Source organism: Massilia agrisoli (genome assembly GCF_020831365.1).
Classification (GTDB): Bacteria; Pseudomonadota; Gammaproteobacteria; order Burkholderiales; family Burkholderiaceae_D; genus Telluria_A; species Telluria_A agrisoli.
Map to the genome: position 1 here is coordinate 85,436 of NZ_JAJHPV010000004.1, position 17,711 is coordinate 103,146.

14 protein-coding genes are annotated in these 17,711 nt (G+C 64.9%); 11 read left to right on the forward strand and 3 right to left on the reverse strand.

Going from position 1 to position 17,711, the window contains the following annotated elements; all coding sequences use genetic code 11:
* Positions 1 to 3: 3 nt before the first annotated feature.
* The 7 genes from LMJ30_RS01810 to LMJ30_RS01840 all read left to right on the forward strand — a co-directional run bounded on the left by LMJ30_RS01810 (position 4) and on the right by LMJ30_RS01840 (position 8,981).
* Complete coding sequence (locus LMJ30_RS01810) at positions 4 to 1,155, forward strand: COX15/CtaA family protein (RefSeq protein ID WP_229430627.1); 1,152 nt, start codon at positions 4 to 6, stop codon at positions 1,153 to 1,155.
* The gene (gene cyoE / locus LMJ30_RS01815) at positions 1,155 to 2,048 is read left to right on the forward strand and encodes a heme o synthase (RefSeq protein ID WP_229430628.1); all 894 of its coding nucleotides are present in this window, start codon (positions 1,155 to 1,157) and stop codon (positions 2,046 to 2,048) included. The genes LMJ30_RS01810 and cyoE overlap by 1 nt, the downstream gene beginning before the upstream one ends.
* 1 nt (position 2,049) lies before the next feature.
* Entirely contained in the window at positions 2,050 to 2,631 is a 582-nt protein-coding gene (locus LMJ30_RS01820) for an SCO family protein (RefSeq protein WP_229430629.1), read from the forward strand.
* 24 nt (positions 2,632 to 2,655) lie between these two features.
* A complete protein-coding gene (locus tag LMJ30_RS01825; protein ID WP_229430630.1) occupies positions 2,656 to 3,720 on the forward strand; it encodes an AI-2E family transporter in 1,065 nt (354 codons plus the stop codon).
* A 40-nt stretch (positions 3,721 to 3,760) separates the two neighbouring features.
* Complete coding sequence (locus LMJ30_RS01830) at positions 3,761 to 5,938, forward strand: EAL domain-containing protein (RefSeq protein ID WP_229430631.1); 2,178 nt, start codon at positions 3,761 to 3,763, stop codon at positions 5,936 to 5,938.
* Positions 5,939 to 6,210: 272 nt separating this feature from the next.
* Positions 6,211 to 6,762: a heme NO-binding domain-containing protein gene (locus LMJ30_RS01835; RefSeq protein ID WP_229430632.1), complete on the forward strand. Its 552-nt coding sequence runs from the start codon at positions 6,211 to 6,213 to the stop codon at positions 6,760 to 6,762.
* Positions 6,759 to 8,981, forward strand: a complete 2,223-nt coding sequence (locus tag LMJ30_RS01840; protein WP_229430633.1) for an EAL domain-containing protein — start codon at positions 6,759 to 6,761, stop codon at positions 8,979 to 8,981. The genes LMJ30_RS01835 and LMJ30_RS01840 overlap by 4 nt, the downstream gene beginning before the upstream one ends.
* Before the next feature lie 776 nt (positions 8,982 to 9,757).
* Here the strand turns inward: LMJ30_RS01840 and LMJ30_RS01845 are convergent.
* Positions 9,758 to 11,098, reverse strand: coding sequence for a hemolysin family protein (locus LMJ30_RS01845; protein WP_229430634.1), 1,341 nt, complete (start codon positions 11,096 to 11,098; stop codon positions 9,758 to 9,760).
* Positions 11,099 to 11,148: 50 nt separating this feature from the next.
* Positions 11,149 to 12,057 carry a LysR family transcriptional regulator gene (locus tag LMJ30_RS01850; protein ID WP_229430635.1) on the reverse strand — a complete coding sequence of 303 codons (909 nt, stop codon included), beginning with the start codon at positions 12,055 to 12,057 and terminating at the stop codon, positions 11,149 to 11,151.
* Between the two features lie 108 nt (positions 12,058 to 12,165).
* Here LMJ30_RS01850 and LMJ30_RS01855 point away from each other — a divergent pair, with 108 nt between their 5' ends.
* The 4 genes from LMJ30_RS01855 (at position 12,166) to LMJ30_RS01870 (ending at position 15,949) form a co-directional block, all read left to right on the forward strand.
* Positions 12,166 to 13,230 carry a DUF475 domain-containing protein gene (locus tag LMJ30_RS01855; RefSeq protein ID WP_229430636.1) on the forward strand — a complete coding sequence of 355 codons (1,065 nt, stop codon included), beginning with the start codon at positions 12,166 to 12,168 and terminating at the stop codon, positions 13,228 to 13,230.
* A 204-nt stretch (positions 13,231 to 13,434) separates the two neighbouring features.
* Positions 13,435 to 13,833, forward strand: a complete 399-nt coding sequence (locus LMJ30_RS01860; protein ID WP_229430637.1) for a GntR family transcriptional regulator — start codon at positions 13,435 to 13,437, stop codon at positions 13,831 to 13,833.
* Complete coding sequence (locus LMJ30_RS01865; protein ID WP_229430638.1) at positions 13,830 to 14,549, forward strand: ABC transporter ATP-binding protein; 720 nt, start codon at positions 13,830 to 13,832, stop codon at positions 14,547 to 14,549. The genes LMJ30_RS01860 and LMJ30_RS01865 overlap by 4 nt, the downstream gene beginning before the upstream one ends.
* The gene (locus LMJ30_RS01870; protein ID WP_229430639.1) at positions 14,546 to 15,949 is read left to right on the forward strand and encodes a hypothetical protein; all 1,404 of its coding nucleotides are present in this window, start codon (positions 14,546 to 14,548) and stop codon (positions 15,947 to 15,949) included. The genes LMJ30_RS01865 and LMJ30_RS01870 overlap by 4 nt, the downstream gene beginning before the upstream one ends.
* Here LMJ30_RS01870 and ggt read toward each other — a convergent pair whose 3' ends face one another.
* Entirely contained in the window at positions 15,950 to 17,698 is a 1,749-nt protein-coding gene (gene ggt / locus LMJ30_RS01875) for a gamma-glutamyltransferase (RefSeq protein WP_229430640.1), read from the reverse strand. It abuts the gene before it with no gap.
* Between the last annotated feature and the right edge of the window lie 13 nt (positions 17,699 to 17,711).

Consider the following 17,711-nt stretch of genomic DNA (forward strand, 5'->3'; position numbering starts at 1 on the left):
TCCATGGAGACCTCGGCACTGGTACTGCTGGCCTTGAAAGGCCTGCTGGCGGCAAGCCTGCCGCTGGCGATGGTGTGGATGTCGTCCGACGCCAATAAATACCGCAAGCTGGTCTGGGTGATCGTGTTCCTGACCTTCGACCTGATCGTGTTCGGCGCCTTTACGCGCCTGACCGACTCCGGCCTCGGCTGCCCGGACTGGCCTGGATGCTACGGCGCCGCCAACCCGTTCATCGCGCATGAGCAGATCGCCGCAGCCGAAGCCTTGATGCCGACCGGCCCGGTGACCGTGGTCAAGGCCTGGATCGAAATGACTCACCGCTACCTCGCGATGGGAATCGGCGCGCTGATCATGGCGCTGATGGCCACCAGCTGGATCCAGTGGCGCAAGACGCGCCGGGCCGAGTTCTCGCCGGCGATTCCGACCGCGCTGTTCTTCTTTGTGTGCGTGCAGGGCGCGTTCGGCGCCTGGACCGTGACCCTCAAGCTGCAGCCGGTGATCGTCACGATCCACCTGCTGCTCGGCATGGGCCTGCTGGCCCTGCTGGTGTGGATGGGCGGACGCCAGGACCACGCGATGCATCGCTTCCCGGCTGCCGGCAGCAACGCGCCCGTGCTGGCGGCGCTGCGCCCGCTGGCGATCGTGTCGTTCGTGCTGCTGTTCGTGCAGATCGCGCTGGGCGGCTGGGTCAGCACCAATTACGCCACGCTGGCCTGCACCGACTTCCCGCTGTGCGGAGGCAAGGTGGTGCCCGACATGGACTTCGAACATGGCTTTACCTTGTGGCGCGAGCTGGGCAAGACGGCGGCGGGCAGCTACCTGCCGTTTTCCGCGCTGACCGCGATCCACTGGGTGCACCGCAACTTCGCCTTCGTCGTGTTCGCGGTGGTTGGCTGGACCGCATGGCGCGCCTGGCCGCACGCGGGCCTTGGCAAGACCGCCCGCTTGATGGCCGTTGCGCTGGGCGCGCAGTTCGTCACCGGCGTGGCCACCGTGTTCCTCGACTTCCCGCTGGCCATCGCTGTACTGCACAACGCCGGCGCTGCCGTCCTGGTGCTGTTGGTGACCATGTTAAACTACCAGTTAAAGTATCAACTCGTTCCTGCGCAACGCGCTCCCGCAAGCGCGCTTTCGCCGCAAGCCTCACACCCCTGATGATGACCCAGACCGCAATCCCAAAACCGACCAGCCGTGTCGCCCAGTACCTTGCGCTGACCAAGCCGCGCGTTACCCAGCTGGCGGTGTTCTGCGCCGTGATCGGCATGTTCCTCGCCACCGATGAATTGCCGCCATGGCGCACCGTGCTGGCCGCCACGGCCGGCATCTGGCTGCTGGCGGGCGCCGCCTTCGCGGTGAACTGCATTCTTGAAGCGAAGATCGACGCGCGCATGGCGCGCACCGCCCGCCGCGCCACCGCAATGGGCGAACTGACCAACACCCAGACCATCGCGTTCTCCGCGCTGATCGGCGGGGCCGGCATGTGGATCCTGTACTTCCTGGTCAATCCGCTGACGATGTGGCTGACCTTCGTGACCTTTGTCGGCTACGCGGTCATCTACACGATGATCCTCAAGCCCGCCACGCCGCAGAACATCGTCATCGGAGGCCTGTCGGGCGCGATGCCGCCGGCGCTGGGCTGGGCGGCGATTGCCAACGACGTGCCGATGGAAGCATGGCTGCTGGTGCTGATCATTTTCGTCTGGACCCCGCCGCACTTCTGGGCGCTGGCCATGTACCGCCGCGACGACTACGCGCGCTCCGGCCTGCCGATGCTGCCGGTCACCCACGGCATGAACTTCACCGGCTTCCACGTCTGGCTGTACTCGATCATGCTGGCCGCGACCACGCTGCTGCCGTTCATCGTGAAGATGAGCGGCTTGATCTATCTCATTTCGGCGATCGTGCTCAATGCGGTCTTCCTCTGGCATGGCTGGCGCGTGTACCGCCACTACAGCGACCAGGTCGGCCGCAAGGCCTTCGCCTGGTCGATCATGTACCTGTCGCTGCTGTTCGCCGCACTGCTGGTCGACCACTACATCAAGCTCTGACATGAAAAAACTGCTTTCGATTTTTGCGCTGGCGCTGCTGCTGGCCGGCTGCGACAAGCTGCCAAGCCAGCCGCCAAGCTTCAAGAACACCGACCTGACTGGCCTCGACTACGCCAAGGACTTCGCGCTGACCGACCATACCGGCAAGCCGCGCACCCTGGCCGACTTCAAGGGCAAGGTGGTGGTGGTCTTCTTCGGCTTCACCCACTGCCCGGACGTCTGCCCGACCACGCTGGCCGAGATGGCAGGCATGATGAAGGCGCTCGGCCCGCAGGCGGACGACGTGCAGGTGCTGATGGTGACAGTCGACCCGGAGCGCGACACGCAGGAACTGCTGGCCCAGTACGTGCCGGCGTTCGACAAGCGCTTCATCGGCCTGCGCGGCACGCCTGAGCAGACCGCGGCCGTGGCCAAGGAGTTCAAGGTGTTCTACGCCAAGGTGCCGGGCAAGGAGCCGGGCAGCTACACGATGGACCATACCGCCGCCAGCTACGTGTTCGACCGCAATGGCAAGGTGCGCCTGTTCGTCCGCTACGGCCAGGGCGTCGAGCCGCTGGTACACGACATCAAGCAATTGCTGTAGTCCCCACAAAAAACAAAGAACAACATGGACCGACGCGAAGGACCGACCAACTACGCCAAGCTGGCCGCCATCTCACTGCTGACGATAGGCTGCCTGTACGTACTGCGCCCCTTCCTCGCTGCGATCCTGTTCGCCGGCGCCGTCGTCATCTCGTCCTGGCCCCTGTACATGCGGCTGCTCGCCGCCATGCGCGGCCGCCGCACGCTGGCGGCGCTGACCATGACGCTGTCGCTGACCTTTGTCGTCATCATGCCGCTGGCACTGGTGGCCTACAACCTGGCCGACGATGTCGGCCACTTCTACGAACAGCTGCGCATCGCGGTCGAAACCGGCAACGCCGACCCGCCGCTGTGGCTGCGCCGCATCCCGATGGTGGGGGAATCGATCTACGCCTATGCGGTGGAGCTGATGCACAGCCGCGAGCAGATGCTGGAACTGGCGCGCAACATGCTTGAGCCGGCCCGCAAATACCTGCTGAGCGGCGGCATGGTGCTCGGCGCGGGCGTGGCCCAGATGAGCCTCGCCGCCTTTGTCAGCTTCTTCCTGTACCGCGACGGCCTGCAGCTGGTGTCGTCGGTGGCCGTGGCCATGCAAAAGGTGATCGGCGAGGGCGCCGCCAAGGTCGCCGAGATCGTCAGCCAGACCGTGCGCGGCGTGATGTACGGCCTGCTCGGCACCGCGCTGGCGCAGGCGCTGGTGGCGGCCCTGGGCTTTGCCATTGCCGGTGTGCCGGGCGTGCCGCTGCTGGGCGTTGCCACTTTCATCATGTCGCTGGTGCCGATCGGCCCTCCCGTCATTTGGGGCGGCGCCGCACTGTGGCTGTTCGACCAGGGCAGCACCGGCTGGGGCGTCTTCATGATCGTCTGGGGCCTGGTCCTGATCAGCGGTGTCGACAACGTCGTCAAGCCGCTGTTGATCAGCCGCGGCAGCGACCTGCCATTCCTGCTGGTGCTGCTCGGGGTGCTGGGCGGCGTGCTGGCCTTCGGTTTCGTCGGCCTGTTTATCGGACCGACCCTGCTCGCCGTCGGCTACTCATTGATGCGCGATTGGACTGGCGTCAAGCCCGCGGTGCCCCCAGCCGAAGACTGAAGGTCTATACTCGGCAGGTCGAAACGCACATGGAGCATCCATGAACGGCGTTGCCCTGATTGACCCCGCACTCGCCGGCGCCAGGCATCTCCTGCGCCAGCTCAATCCCGCCGCCGCCGAATTCAACGACGGCTACCGCATGCTGGTTGAACTGGTGCCCGAGGCGATCTGGATCAATTGCGGCGGCCAGATCGTGTACGCCAACCCCGCAGCCCTGCGCATGTTCGGCGCATGCGACCCGGCGCTGTTGTCGGGCAGCGAAGCGCTGGCCCGGGTCCCGCTTGAGTCGCGCCACCAGATGGCGCAGTTTGTTTCGGTCGACGCAGGCTGTACGCAGCAGCCGCCGCGCTGCCCGCTGCAGCTGCGCCGCCTCGATGGCACCCTGGTCGACGTCGAGTACTTCGGCTGCGCGGTCCGCTTCAACGACTGCGAGTCGGTAATGAACGTCGCGCATGACGTCACCGAACGGCGCGAGCACGAACAGGCCATCGAACACCAGGCCACCCACGACCTGCTCACCGGGCTGCCCAACCGCGCGCTGTTCCTCGACCGCCTTGCGCTGGCAATCCGGCGCGCCGAGCGGCACCACGGGCGGCTGGCCGTCATGTTCGTCGACCTCGACAAGTTCAAGCACGTCAACGACACGCTCGGCCACGCCGCTGGCGACCAGCTGCTGTGCACTGTCGGCGCCCGGCTGGCGCAGTGCGTGCGCGACGCCGACACGGTGGCGCGCCTCGGCGGCGACGAATTCGTGCTGCTGCTCGACCATCCTCTGGGCGAGAGCACGCCCGCGATGGTGGCCGAACGGGTCGCACGGCGCCTGGGCGAGCCGGTGACCCTGGGCGGGCATGAGCACGTGGTGACCGGCTCGGTCGGCATCAGCATCTACCCCGACGACGGCGGCCAGGCCGAGGAGCTGCTGCGCCAGGCCGACATCGCGATGTACCGCGCCAAGGAGGGAGGGCGCAACGGCTTCCAGTTCTTCACCCATGACATGCAAAGCCGCCTCGACGCCCGCATGATGCTCGAGCAGGGCCTGCACCGCGCGCTGCAGCGCGACGAATTCGTGCTGCACTACCAGCCCCAGGTCGACCTGCGCAGCGGTCGGGTGGTCGGTGTCGAAGCGCTGCTGCGCTGGCAGTCGCCGGAGCTGGGCCTGGTCCAGCCTTTCCAGTTCATCCCGGTGGCCGAGGAGAGCAGCCTGATTACCCAGATCGGCCAGTGGGTGCTGGACAGGGCCTGCGCCACCTTGCGCGCCTGGCTCGACGCCGGCGTGCCGGTGGTGCCGATCGCCGTCAACGTGGCCGCCTCCCAGTTCGCCGACATGGCGATGGACCAGGTGGTGCGCGCCACCCTGGCGCGCCACGGCGTCGAACCGCGCCTGCTCGAGCTGGAGCTGACCGAAAGCCTGTCGATGGAAGACCCGGAGGCGTCGGTCGCCCTGATGCACCGCCTGAAGGCGACCGGCATCTCGATGTCGATCGACGACTTCGGCACCGGTTATTCCAACCTGGCCTACCTGAAGCGCTTCCCGGTCGACAAGCTGAAGATCGACCAGTCGTTCACGCGCGGGCTCACCTGCGAACCCGGCGACCGCGCCATCGTCACCGCGGTGATCCGCATGGCCCACAGCCTCGGGCTGCGCGCGATTGCCGAAGGCGTTGAAACCGAAGGCCAGTTGCGGGTGCTGGCCGAACAGGGCTGCGACGAAGTGCAGGGCTTTTACTTCAGCCGGGCGCTGTCCGGTTCCGCAATGGTGGCGATGCTGGCCGGGCAGGCGAAGATCGGTCTTGCGCCAGCGGCCGTGGCTTGCGAACGCCGTACGGTGCTGCTGGCCGCCGCCGACCCGCTGCTGCGCGAGGACTTGCTGCGCGTGGCCGGCCGCGCCGGGTACCACGTCCTGCTGGCGCACTCTGTCGACGACGCCTACGAGCTACTGGCGGGGAACGCGGTTGGCGTGGTGCTGGCCGGCCAGGAACTGGCGGGCGATTCGGCCATCGGCTTTTTCGGGCGGATCAAGCACATGCACCCTCGGACTGTGCGCGTGCTGGTGACTGACGATACGAGCGCAACCAACCTGGCCGACGCGATCAACCGCGGCTCCATCCATCAATTTGCCACCAGGCCGTGGTGTGATGCGATGCTCGACGGGCTGCTCGCCACCTCCTATTCGTATTACGAGCGTAGCTGCAACGAAGGCACTGAGGTATCCGGCTAGCGCGTTAAAGATACAACGCGTGTTGCTAACCGACGACACGAGCGCAACAAATCCGGCTGGCGCGATCAATCGGGGCGCGATCTGCAAAATCGCCCCCAAACCATGGCCAGACCTTGCCCTCACTGGGTTGCGCGCCGGGGCCCCGGTGATATTACGCGTACTTCTGATGCATCTTTATCCACATCGGGCGGGTTTGTATTAAATATCGCTCATGGCCGTGTCACAATATCCCCGATATACTCCAGCCTTCATATAATGCACTGGGGAAAAAAATGAAGGGCGTCGTATTCACGGAGTTCATGGAGCTGGTCGAGTCGCGCATGGGTCTGGACATGCTGGACCGGATCATCGGCGAGTCCGACCTGCCAAACGACGGCGCCTACACCTCGGTCGGCACCTACGACCACGCCGAGCTGGTACGGCTGGTCACGGCGCTCTCCAACGCCACCGGCCTCACCACCTCCGACCTGGTGCTGATGTTCGGCGAACACCTGTTCGTGCGCTTTTCGGTCGGCTATCCGGCGCTGTTTGGCGACGTCGCGAACTCCTTCGACTTCCTTGAGCGGATCGACGGCGTGATCCACGTCGAAGTGCGCAAGCTGTATCCGGACGCCGAGCTGCCAAGCCTGCAGTGCGAGCGTCCCGCACCGGGCCAGCTGGTGCTCACCTACAGTTCGCCGCGCGGCTTCGCCGACCTGGCCGAGGGCCTGATCAAGGGCTGCATCAAGCATTTCGGCGAGCCGATCACCGTTGTCCGCACCAACCTCGAGAAAGAAGGCGGCGTGCACCGCGCGCGCTTTAACCTGACAACCGGGCACGCATGACGGAACAAGTAGTCAGCACGGTCGCCTCGCGCAGCCTGATCCGCGAACGCACGGCCCGCAAGGAAGCTGAAACCCTGCTCGAACAAAAGAGCCGGGAGCTGTACGACATCAACCTGAACCTGCGCCAGCTGAACTCCCACCTGGAGGAGAGCGAGACGCGCTACCGCACGCTGGTTGAGCTGATGCCGGACGCGATCTGGATCCATACGGGCGGGCGCATCGTGTTCATGAACCCGGCGGCCCAGCAGCTGTTCGGCGCCTGCGCGCCCGAACAGCTGCTGGGCCGCGAAGCAATCGACCTGATTCCCGACGAGTTCCGCGCCCAGATGGCGCAAGGGATCTTCGGCGACCTCGCGGCGGCGCAGGAGCAGCCGCGCTGCGCGCTGCGCGTGGCCAGGGTCGATGGCTCGCTGGTCGACGTCGAATTCTTCGGCTGCGCGATCCGCTTCAACGACGCCGAATCGGTAATGAACGTCGCCCACGACATCACCGAGCGGCGCCAGCACGAAATGGCGATCGAACACCAGGCCACCCACGACCTGCTGACCGGGCTGCCCAACCGCGCGCTGTTCCTCGACCGGCTGGCGCAGGCGATCCGGCGCGCCGAACGGCACGGCGAACGGCTTGCGGTCATGTTCGTCGACCTGGATAAATTCAAGAACATCAACGACACGCTCGGCCACGCCAGCGGCGACGACCTGTTGCGCATGGTGGCCGACCACCTGCGCCAGTGCGTGCGCGGCTCCGACACCGTCGCGCGACTGGGCGGCGATGAATTCGTCCTGCTGCTCGATAACCCGCTGGGCGACACCACGCCGGCCATGATCGCCGAGCGCATCGCCGCGCGCCTCGGCGAGCCTGTCATGCTGGGCGGGCAGGAGCACGTGGTCACCGGCAGTATCGGCATCAGCATCTACCCCGAAGACGGCACCCGGGCCGAAGCGCTGCTGCGCCAGGCCGACATTGCGATGTACCGCGCCAAGGAAGGCGGCCGCAACAGCTTCCAGTTCTTCACCCAGGAGATGCAGAACCGCCTGGACGCGCGCGTGGCGCTGGAGCAGGGCCTGCACCGTGCGCTCCAGCGGGACGAATTCGTCCTCCACTTCCAGCCGCAGGTCGACCTGCGCAGCGGCCGCATCGTCGGCATGGAAGCGCTGCTGCGCTGGCAGTCGCCCGAGCTCGGGCTGGTGCCGCCGATGCAGTTCATCCCGGTGGCCGAAGAAAGCAACCTGATTAACGCGATCGGCCTGTGGGTGCTGAACAAGGCCTGCGCCACCTTGCGCGCCTGGCTGGATGCGGGCGTGCCGGTGGTGCCGATCGCGGTCAATGTGGCGGCCTCGCAGTTTTCCGACCAGGAGATGGACGAGCTGGTACGCAGCACGCTCGAACGCCACCGGGTTGAACCGGGACTGCTCGAGCTGGAGCTGACCGAAAGCCTGTCCATGGTCGACCCGGAAGCCTCGATCGAACTGATGCGCCGCCTGAAGGCGACCGGCATCGGCATGTCGATCGACGACTTCGGCACCGGCTATTCAAACCTCTCGTACCTGAAGCGCTTCCCGGTCGACAAGCTGAAGATCGACCAGTCGTTCACCCGCGGGCTGACCAGCAATCCGGAAGACCGCTCGATCGTCACGGCAGTCATCCGCATGGCGCACAGCCTCGGGCTGCGCGCGATCGCCGAAGGCGTCGAGACGGAAGGGCAGCTGCGGCTGCTGGCGGCGGAGGGCTGCGACGAGATCCAGGGCTACTATTTCAGCCGCCCGGTGCCGGAACAGGCGATGCTGGCGATGCTGGAGCGCGGCATGGGCATGGACATGGCGCCGCTCGCGCGCAGCGTGCAGCGCCGCACGGTGATGCTGGTCGACGACGAGCCGCAGGTGCTGTCGACCTTCCGCAAGATGCTGGACGGGCAGGGCTATGAGGTGCTGACCGCGCACGGCCTGCCGGAAGCGTACGAGCTGCTGGCCGGGCATGAAGTAGGCGTAGTGATTTCGGACCAGGAACTGATCGGCAATACGGGGATCGACTTCTTCCAGCGCATCAAGCGCATGTACCCGCGCGTGGTGAGGGTGCTGCTGACGGCCGATACCACGCCGGCCAACCTGGCCGATGCGATCAACAAGGGCGCGATCTACAAGTTTGTCGAGAAGCCATGGCGCGACGAGGATTTGCTCGGCGTGCTCGCCAGCGGGTTTGCGCATTACGAGAGGTTGTAGCGCCGGCGCGTGTCCGCGGATGCGGCCCTTGGCCTTATCCGCCCTACGCATGCGTCAACGGTTTTCGTGCGGTTGATAAAGCCGAGGGCCGCATCCGCGTGTCCGCCGATGCGTCAACGGTTTTCGTACGGTGGATAAAGCCGAGGGCCGCATCCGCGTGTCCGCCGATGCGTCAACGGTTTTCGTGCGGTGGATAAAGCCGAGGGCCGCATCGGCGTGTCCGCCGATGCGTCAACGGTTTTCGTACGGTGGATAAAGCCGAGGGCCGCATCCGCGTGTCCGCCGATGCGTCAACGGTTTTCGTGCGGTGGATAAAGCCGAGGGCCGCGTCCGTGTGTCCGCCGATGCGTCAACGGTTTTCGTGCGTGGATAAAGCCGAGGGCCGCATCCGTGTATCCGCCGATGCGTCAACGGTTTTCGTGCGGTGGATAAAGCCGAGGGCCGCATCCGTGTGTCCGCCGATGCGTCAACGGTTTTCGCACGGGACATAAAGCCGAGGACCGCATCCGCGTGTCCGCCGATGCGTCAACGGTTTTCGTGCGGCGGATAAAGCCGAGGACCGCATCCGCGTGTCCGCCGATGCGTCAACGGTTTTCGTGCGGTGGATAAAGCCGAGGACCGCATCCGCGTGTCCGCCGATGCGTCAACGGATTTCGTAGGGCGGATAAGGCCAAGGGCCGCTTCGCTAAGGAGTATCCGCGTGCACGCGGATACCGTTTCGCAGGCGAATCGCGTGCGATTCGAAACCCCTGCTTCACCATCCGCCGAACGTGTGCTTAATCGTGCTCGTCGTGGTCCTCGGGACGGTGCAGGCGCGGTATCACCTTCACCAGCACAATCCGCGGCCCGTTCATTTTCTTGACCACGATATCAAACTGCGGGAACTCGATCCGCTGTCCCTGCTTCGGAATATCGCCCAGCTTCACCATCAGCAGTCCACCCACCGATTCCACCTCGTCCATGCCAAGCGTCTCGTTGTCGATGTCGATGCCGAGGCTGCGTTCGAGGGAGAAGATCGGCAGGCTGGCCTTGCCGATCAGGGTGCCGTCCGGCTGGCGCAGCCAGTCGTTTTCATTGAGCCTGAATTCGTCGTGGATCTCGCCGACCATGGCGCCGAGCAGGTTGTCGAGCGTGATAAAGCCAACCGGGCGTTTGCCCTTTTCGCCGATCAGCGCAAAGTGCGGCGCCCCTTCGCGGAAACGGCGGAACATCTGCTGCGCCGGCGTGCGCGCGGACACCGTCTCGACGGGGCGCAGGAACGAGGTCAGTTCGGTGATCTTCTTGCCCGACTGCTGGGCGAAGAACAAGTCCTTCAAGTGGATCACGCCCAGCACTTCTTCGCCGGTGGCGTCAAAGTAGGGATAGCGGCTGAAGCGGTTGCGCTGCACCGTCTGCAGGTTTTCTTCCAGCGACTTGCTGGCGTACAGCGCGATCACTTCATTAATCGGCCGCATCAGGTCCAGCACCGTCAGCGCGCTGAAGTCGAGCGACTGCGCCAGGATGTGGCGCTCGTCGCGGGTGAACTTTTCGCCCGGCTGGCTGGTGCGCAGGATCAGCTTGAGTTCTTCGTTCGAGTAGTGCGAATCGTGGCCGCCTTTGCCTGACAGGCCGGCCACGCGCAGCACGAAGTTGGCGCTGCCGTTGAGCAGGTAGATGGCCGGGTACATCATCCAGTAGAAGGCGTATAGGGGCGGTGCGCTCCACAGGCCGACGACTTCAGGATTGCGGATCGCCATCGACTTCGGGGCGAGTTCACCGATGACGATGTGCAGGAAGGAGATGACGCTGAAGGCCACCACGAAGGAGATGCCGTGCAGCAGCTGCGGCGACTCGACGCCGACGGCAAGCAGGATAGGTTCGAGGATGCGGGCGAATGCCGGTTCGCCGACCCAGCCGAGGCCGAGCGATGCGAGGGTAATGCCGAGCTGGCAGGCGGACAGGTAGGCGTCAAGCTGGCCGTGGACCTTGCCGAGGATGCGGCCGCGCAGGCCCTGGGTCTTTGCAATCGCGCGCACGCGGGTCTTGCGCAGGGTAACGATGCCGAATTCGGCCGCCACGAAAAAGCCGTTGAGCACCACGAGGATGAGGGCAAGTACTACTAGTAGAAAATTTTCCATGAAGTAAGGTTAATTGAACAGCACGGGCTGTCGAACAAGCATTGTACAGTTCATGCCGAATGCAAGACACCCTGGTGAATTGCCGTCATGATGGCCTCCACCGCCGGATGGGCGATCTTGCGTTCGTTCGAGATGGCGTAGCATTGCTCCCGCACCTCGGGCACGTCGCCGACCAATGAGGCGCCGAACTGCTCCTTCATGTCGGCGGCGGCCATGCTGGAGGCAAAGAACAGGCCGGCGCCGCGGCGGCCAAATGTGGCGAGCAGGGCGTTGTCGTCAAACTCGCCCACCACGTCAGGGCGCAGGTTGTGATGGTCGAACCATTCGTCGATCTTGCCGCGCAAGACGTTGTTACGGGTGGGCAGGAGAAACGGCGCGCGGTCCAGGCTGCGGGGGAAACCGGCGCTGTAGGCCTCGGCCAGCGGCGCGGCGCCGACCACGATGGTCGGGCTTTCGAGCAGCAAATGGCTGAACACCCGTAGCGGCGTGCCCGAACGCACCGCGCGGTCGGTCAGCACCAGGTCGAGCTTGTGCAGGGCGAGGTCGGTCAGCAGGCCATCGAAGGGGCCTTCGTTGCACACCAGGCGCACAGGCGGCGTCAGCTGCATGGTCGCTTCCAGCAAACGGAACGCCGTGGGCTTAGGCAGCGAGTCCGAAATGCCGACAGTGAGGCGGGTGCGGGTGGTTTCGGGCTGGCCGAGCGCTTCCTGCATCTGTTCGCCCAACAAAAAAATCTGATCGGCGTAGGATAGCGCGGTGCGACCGGCCTCGGTCAGCACCAGGCGCCGGCCTTGCTGGGTGAACAGGGATTTCCCCAGCGACTGCTCCAGCAGGCCCAGTTGGGTGCTGACGGTCTGGATGGCAAGGCCCATGCGCGTGGCAGCGCGGGTGATCCCGCCTTCCTTGGCGACGACCCAAAAATAGTAGAGATGCCGAAAATTGACGCCGCTGTCTTTCATCTGACTTCCGTTTTTACGAAGTAATGCTTCAATTATCTCCTATTTTTAAATTGGCAAAGGCAAACTACACTCCTGCAGTTAACTAACAATATCGAGGGGAAGCATTTTATGAAGCATTTCAGGTGGTCATTTATTGTCGCAATCGTCTGTCTCGCCGTCGCCGGCTGGTGGGGATACCAGAACGCGGGCCTGGGCGGCGCGATGACCGCGCTCGGCATTGCCGTCATCCTTAGCGTGATGGAAGTCTCGCTGTCGTTCGACAACGCGGTGGTCAATGCGTCGGTCCTCAAGAACTGGGACGAATTCTGGAAGAAGCTGTTCCTTGGCCTGGGCATCATCATCGCGGTGTTCGGCATGCGCCTGGTGTTCCCGCTGGTGATCGTGGCCGTTGCCGCCGACCTGGGCATGGCCGAGGTGTGGAACCTGGCGCTGACCAACCCGAAGGCATTCTCGATGCACCTGACCAACCACCATGCGGAAGTGGCGGCGTTCGGCGGCATGTTCCTGCTGCTGGTTTTCCTGAATTTCCTGCTCGATGACGAGAAAGAGCTGCACTGGCTCGGCAACGTCGAGAAGAAGATCGGCTCGCTTGGAAAGGTATCGTCGATCGCCGTGATGATTGCGCTGGGCACCCTGATGGCCAGCATGACCATGGTCGAGGAAGCCCAGAAGATGATCGTGCTGATGGCCGGCCTGTGGGGCATCCTGATCTATGTCGGCGTCGACATGATCTCGAGCTTGCTGGAAAAAGGCGAAGAGGGCGGCGGCGAAATGGGCGAGATGGTCAAGCGCGGCGGTATCGGCGGCTTCCTGTACCTGGAAGTGCTGGACGCATCGTTCTCGTTCGACGGCGTGATCGGCGCGTTCGCGATCACCAGCGACGTTGTGATCATCATGCTGGGCCTGGCCATTGGCGCGATGTTCGTGCGCTCGATGACCATCTTCCTGGTCGAAAAGGGCACGCTGGACCAGTACGTCTACCTTGAGCACGGCGCGCACTATGCCATCGGCATCCTGGCCGCGATCATGTTGGCAAGTATGAAGTTCCATATCCCGGAGATTTTCACGGGCCTGATCGGCGTGGCCTTTATTGTCGCCTCGCTGTGGTCGTCGCTGCGCTACAACAAGCAACAGCACCTCGAGCAGGTGAAGATGGGCGTGCGCCACCATTAAGTAACACGCTGCGGCCAACAGTGCGCAGCGCGTATTGCATCTGTCAGTGACACCTCCCCGTCCGGTTACCGGACGGGCCGGGGAGCGGTCAGCGGCTGGTGCAATATGCGCTGCGCATTGTGCGTTTACGGCCCGCCTCTCAAAACCGCTTGACACCGGCCTCCGATATGTTTACTGTATTAATCACCTAATACACTAGACATCATGGCCATCCACTCCTCCAAGCTGTTTTCCATCGCCACCGGATCATCCGAGCCGATCTACCGGCAGCTGGTCGACCAGGCCCAGCGCCTGGTCGCTGGCGGCCAGCTGGCGCCCGGCGACGCCATGCCCTCCGTGCGCGAGGTCGCGCAGGCGCTTGCGCTCAATCCCATGACCGTGTCGAAGGCCTACGGCATCCTCGAACTGGAGGGTGTGCTGACGCGCAAACGCGGCATGGGCATGTTCGTCGCCGACGCACCGAAAGGCACGCACAGCGTCGCCAGCCGCATCGAGCTGCTGCGGCCCACGCTGGAGCGCGCCGCGCTGGAAGCGCGCCAGCTTGAACTCGACCACGACACCGTTCTCACCCTGTTCACCAAACTACTCAAGGAAAAACAATGAGCACTGCGATCATGCATGCGAAAGGCATCAAGAAGTCATTCTCCGGGCACGCAGTACTTAACGGACTCGACCTGGAGGTGAAGCCGGGCCAGGTGATCGGCCTGCTGGGCCGCAATGGCGCCGGCAAGTCGACGCTGATCGAATGCCTGCTTGGCCTGCGCGAGCTCGATGCCGGGCAGGTGTCGATTTACGGCGAAGATGTGGCAAACCTGTCGGAGGCGACCCGTGCGCGCATCGGCTATGTGCCGCAGAAGTCCGACCTGTTCGAGTGGCTGACGCCGGACCAGATGCTGGCTTACTTCAAGGCGCTGTACCCGCGCTGGAACGACGCCAAGGTCGAGGGCCTGCTGGAGCGCTGGGGCTTCGATGCGCTGATGCGTAACAAGGCAATCGGCAAGCTGTCGGGCGGCGAGCGCCAGCGCCTGTCGATCATCCGCGCGCTGGCGCATGATCCGTCCCTGCTGGTGCTGGACGAACCGGTTTCCGCGCTGGACCCGGTGGCGCGCCGCGACTTCCTGCGCGAGCTTGTCGACAGTGTCATCGAGCGTGGCACCACCGTGATTTTTTCTACCCATATCCTGACCGACCTCGAACGCGTGGCGGTGGACGTGGCTTTCCTCAAGGACGGCAAGATCGTGCTGCAGGGCGGCCTGGATTCATTGCTGGAGAAGGCCCGCCTCAGCCTGGAAGACCTGTTTGTCGAGGTGACGCAATGAGCGCGGTCCTTGCCGATTTCGGCCTGATCTGGCGTCACTCGGTCGCACCAGGCAGGCTGCGCAAAGTCATTGCTGGCGTCTGCGCGGCGCTGGCGATTGGTGCGGGCATGTTCGTCTACCGCGAAAGTGGCGGGCACCTTATGCCGCGCGACACGCTCCTTGTGTCCCTCCCGTGGCTTTTCCTCGGCATGCTGTACTGGCTGGATCTCGTGTCGGGCGCGGTCAGGCAGGATACGCCGGCCAATGCCAGGCTGGCGCCGCGCCTGCGCCTGCGCGCCATGCAGCTGGTCGGATCGTGCTGGCTTGTATTCGTTCTCCTGATCACGCTGGCGCTGAGTAGCGCTTTTGGCAATCCCGCCCTGTGGGCGGCGGCCGCCGCAGGCTGGCTGCTTGGGAGCGCCATGGTGCGAATCGGTTTCCAGTCAGGCATTGCGTTCATGTCCTTGCCTTTCCTGCTGATGCTGTTGCCGCACGAGGCCCTCCCGGCCGTGCGCTCCTTCGCCGGAACGGCGGCCGGCATCACAGCATGCGCACTGTGGATCGGCCTGGTTGTGTGGTTCGGCGCCCGCACGCTGTTCCCGCGCGGCGACCGCCACTTCGACCAGCGTGTGGTTGTCGAAAAAGGCGTGCGACAGTCGCAGGGCAACCATGCCGCGAGCATGCGCTCAAGCTTGTACGCCACGGAGCTGGCTCGCGCCAGCCATGCTCGAAACAGTGCTGGCGAGCTTGTGTTGCATGCGCTCGGTCCCGGCGCCCATTGGAGCGTATCGGCACGGATGTTCGTGGTGCTGGCCGCAGTGCTGGTCGCGGGAAGGGTGCTCATTGAGGTGATGGCGGCAGACAGCAAGGCGCTGGCCCCCTTTGTCGGCGGCTTCATCATCATGCCGCTGCTGTTGTCGTTCGCGGCGATCCCGCAACGGATAGTCGGCCGCGCCAGCGCGAGCCAGGGTGAGCAGGCCCTGCTGCGCCTGGCGCCGGTGGTGCCGCGCATGGACCAATACAACGGCGCGCTGGCCAGTGCACTGCTGCGCCGCGCGCTGGGCGAGTGGGCGATTGTCACTGCGGCCCTGGTTGCCGTCACGGGGGCGGTTGACGCGCACCCCAGCATTTGGCTGCTGCAGTTCGCGGCGTGCTGCCTCGCCATGCCGTTGATGACGATGGTCTTGCGCGACTACGCCCGCGCGCCCGCGCTGAGCATGGCCTACATGTACCTGGCGGCTGTTTACCTGGTCTTATCGGCGGGCGCGGCCTATTACGCGATGCTGCGCCTGACGATCGTGCCGGTCGCCGTCGTGTCATTTATCCTCGGCGTCGGCGCGACTGCATACCTGGCGGCGTCGCGGCGGCGCGCCATGGTCGGGGCGCCGGTGGCATTTCCCGCAGGCCGGCTGGCGGCGTAATCAGCGCGCCGGTTTCTGGACCAGCGCAGAGCCGACGCCGTGCCGCCTGGCTTCGCTGACGGCGGTTACGGTGCCATCCGCATGGAAGGCGATGGCGTTGGCCGCACCGATTTCTTCCGGCACCGGGTTGAACTTGTGGCCGATCCGCTCCAGCCCCTTCGCCTGCAAGGTGCCGGCGAAGCCGGGTTCGATGTCGGTGATGGTGTCGTTGCGCTGGCTCATGCGCGGCGCGTTCAGCGCGCGGTCCATCGGCATGCCGAAGTCGACGTGGTTGACGATGGTCTGCAGGACCGTGGTGATGATGGTCGACCCGCCCGGGCTGCCGAGGGTGAACGCGGGTTTGCCGTCGCGTAGTGCGATGGTCGGGGCCATGCTGCTGCGCGGGCGCTTGCCGGCTTCGGGCACGTTCGGGTGCGGTCCGCTGAAATCGAAGTCCGTCAGTTGGTTATTCAAGATGAAGCCATAGCCCGGCACCGTGATGCCGCTGCCGCCCCACGATTCGATCGTGAAGGTGTAGGCGACGATATTGCCTTGCTTGTCCGAGACCGTGAGGTGGGTGGTGTGGGCGCTTTCCGCCAACAGGCGCGCCGCTTGCGGGCGCAGCGGCACGCTGGCGTCGTCCTGGAACGGGTAGGGATCGCCCGGCCCGGTCTTGCCGAGCGCGCGCTCCATGCTGACCTGTGCGCGGCGGCGCGCCGCGTAGTCCTTGCTCAGCAAACCTGCGACCGGGACGTCGACATACTCCGGGTCGCCCGCGTAGGCGTTGCGGTCCGCAAAAGACAGCCGGCTCGCTTCGAGGTAGAGGTGCTCGGCGCTAGCGCGCGGCAGTGCTTTCAGGTTGAAACCTTCGAGGATGTTCAGCGCTTCGCCGATTGCGATGCCGCCGCTGCCCGGCAGCCCCATGCCATAGATCTCGTAGCCGCGGTAGGTGGTGCGAACCGGAAGGCGGATGCGCGATTCGTAGTTGGCCAGGTCGGCCATGGTTATCGCGCCGCCGCGCACCTTGACGCCGCTGGCGACCGGCGGCGTGTTCACCGCGCCGACAATCGCGCGCGCCATCGGGCCGCTGTAGAAGGCGCGGTAGCCCTTGGCCGCGATCTCGCGGTACGCCTTGGCCATGCCTGGGTTTTTCAGCACGTGGCCAGGCGGCAGTGCCTTGCCGCCCTTTAGGTAGAGGGCGCTGGTGCTGGCAAAGCGGCGAAATTTTGTTTCATTCTGGGCCGTCAGATGAGAGAAAGTTTCACTGACCGGGAAGCCCCTGGTGGCCACGCCAATCGCTGGCGCAAGCACGTCCTTGAACGACATCGTGCCGTAGCGCGCCAGCGCTTCGTGCCAGCCGCGCACCGTCCCCGGCACGCCGACCGATGCGCCGCTGGCGACGGCCGTCTCGAAGTCGATCTCGCGTCCGTTGGACAGGAACAGCGACGGCGTGGCGGCGGCGGGCGCGGTTTCGCGGTGGTCGATCGTGATCACGCGCTTGTCCCTGGCCAGGTAGACCATCATGAAGCCACCGCCGCCGATACCGCAGCTGAACGGATCGGTCACGCCCAGCGTGGCCGCCGCAGCCACCGCTGCATCGACCGCGTTGCCTCCCTTGTTAAGGATCGCCATCGCCGCTTGCGAGGCCTGGTCGCTGATGGTGGCCACGGCGCCGCCGGTGCCGGTGGCGACCGGTGTCTTGGCGGTTGCCGTCGGGTAGGCGGCGAGCAGTGACAGTGAAAGGGCGGTGGCGAGGAGGCGGCTTGTCATGCTTGGCAGGGGC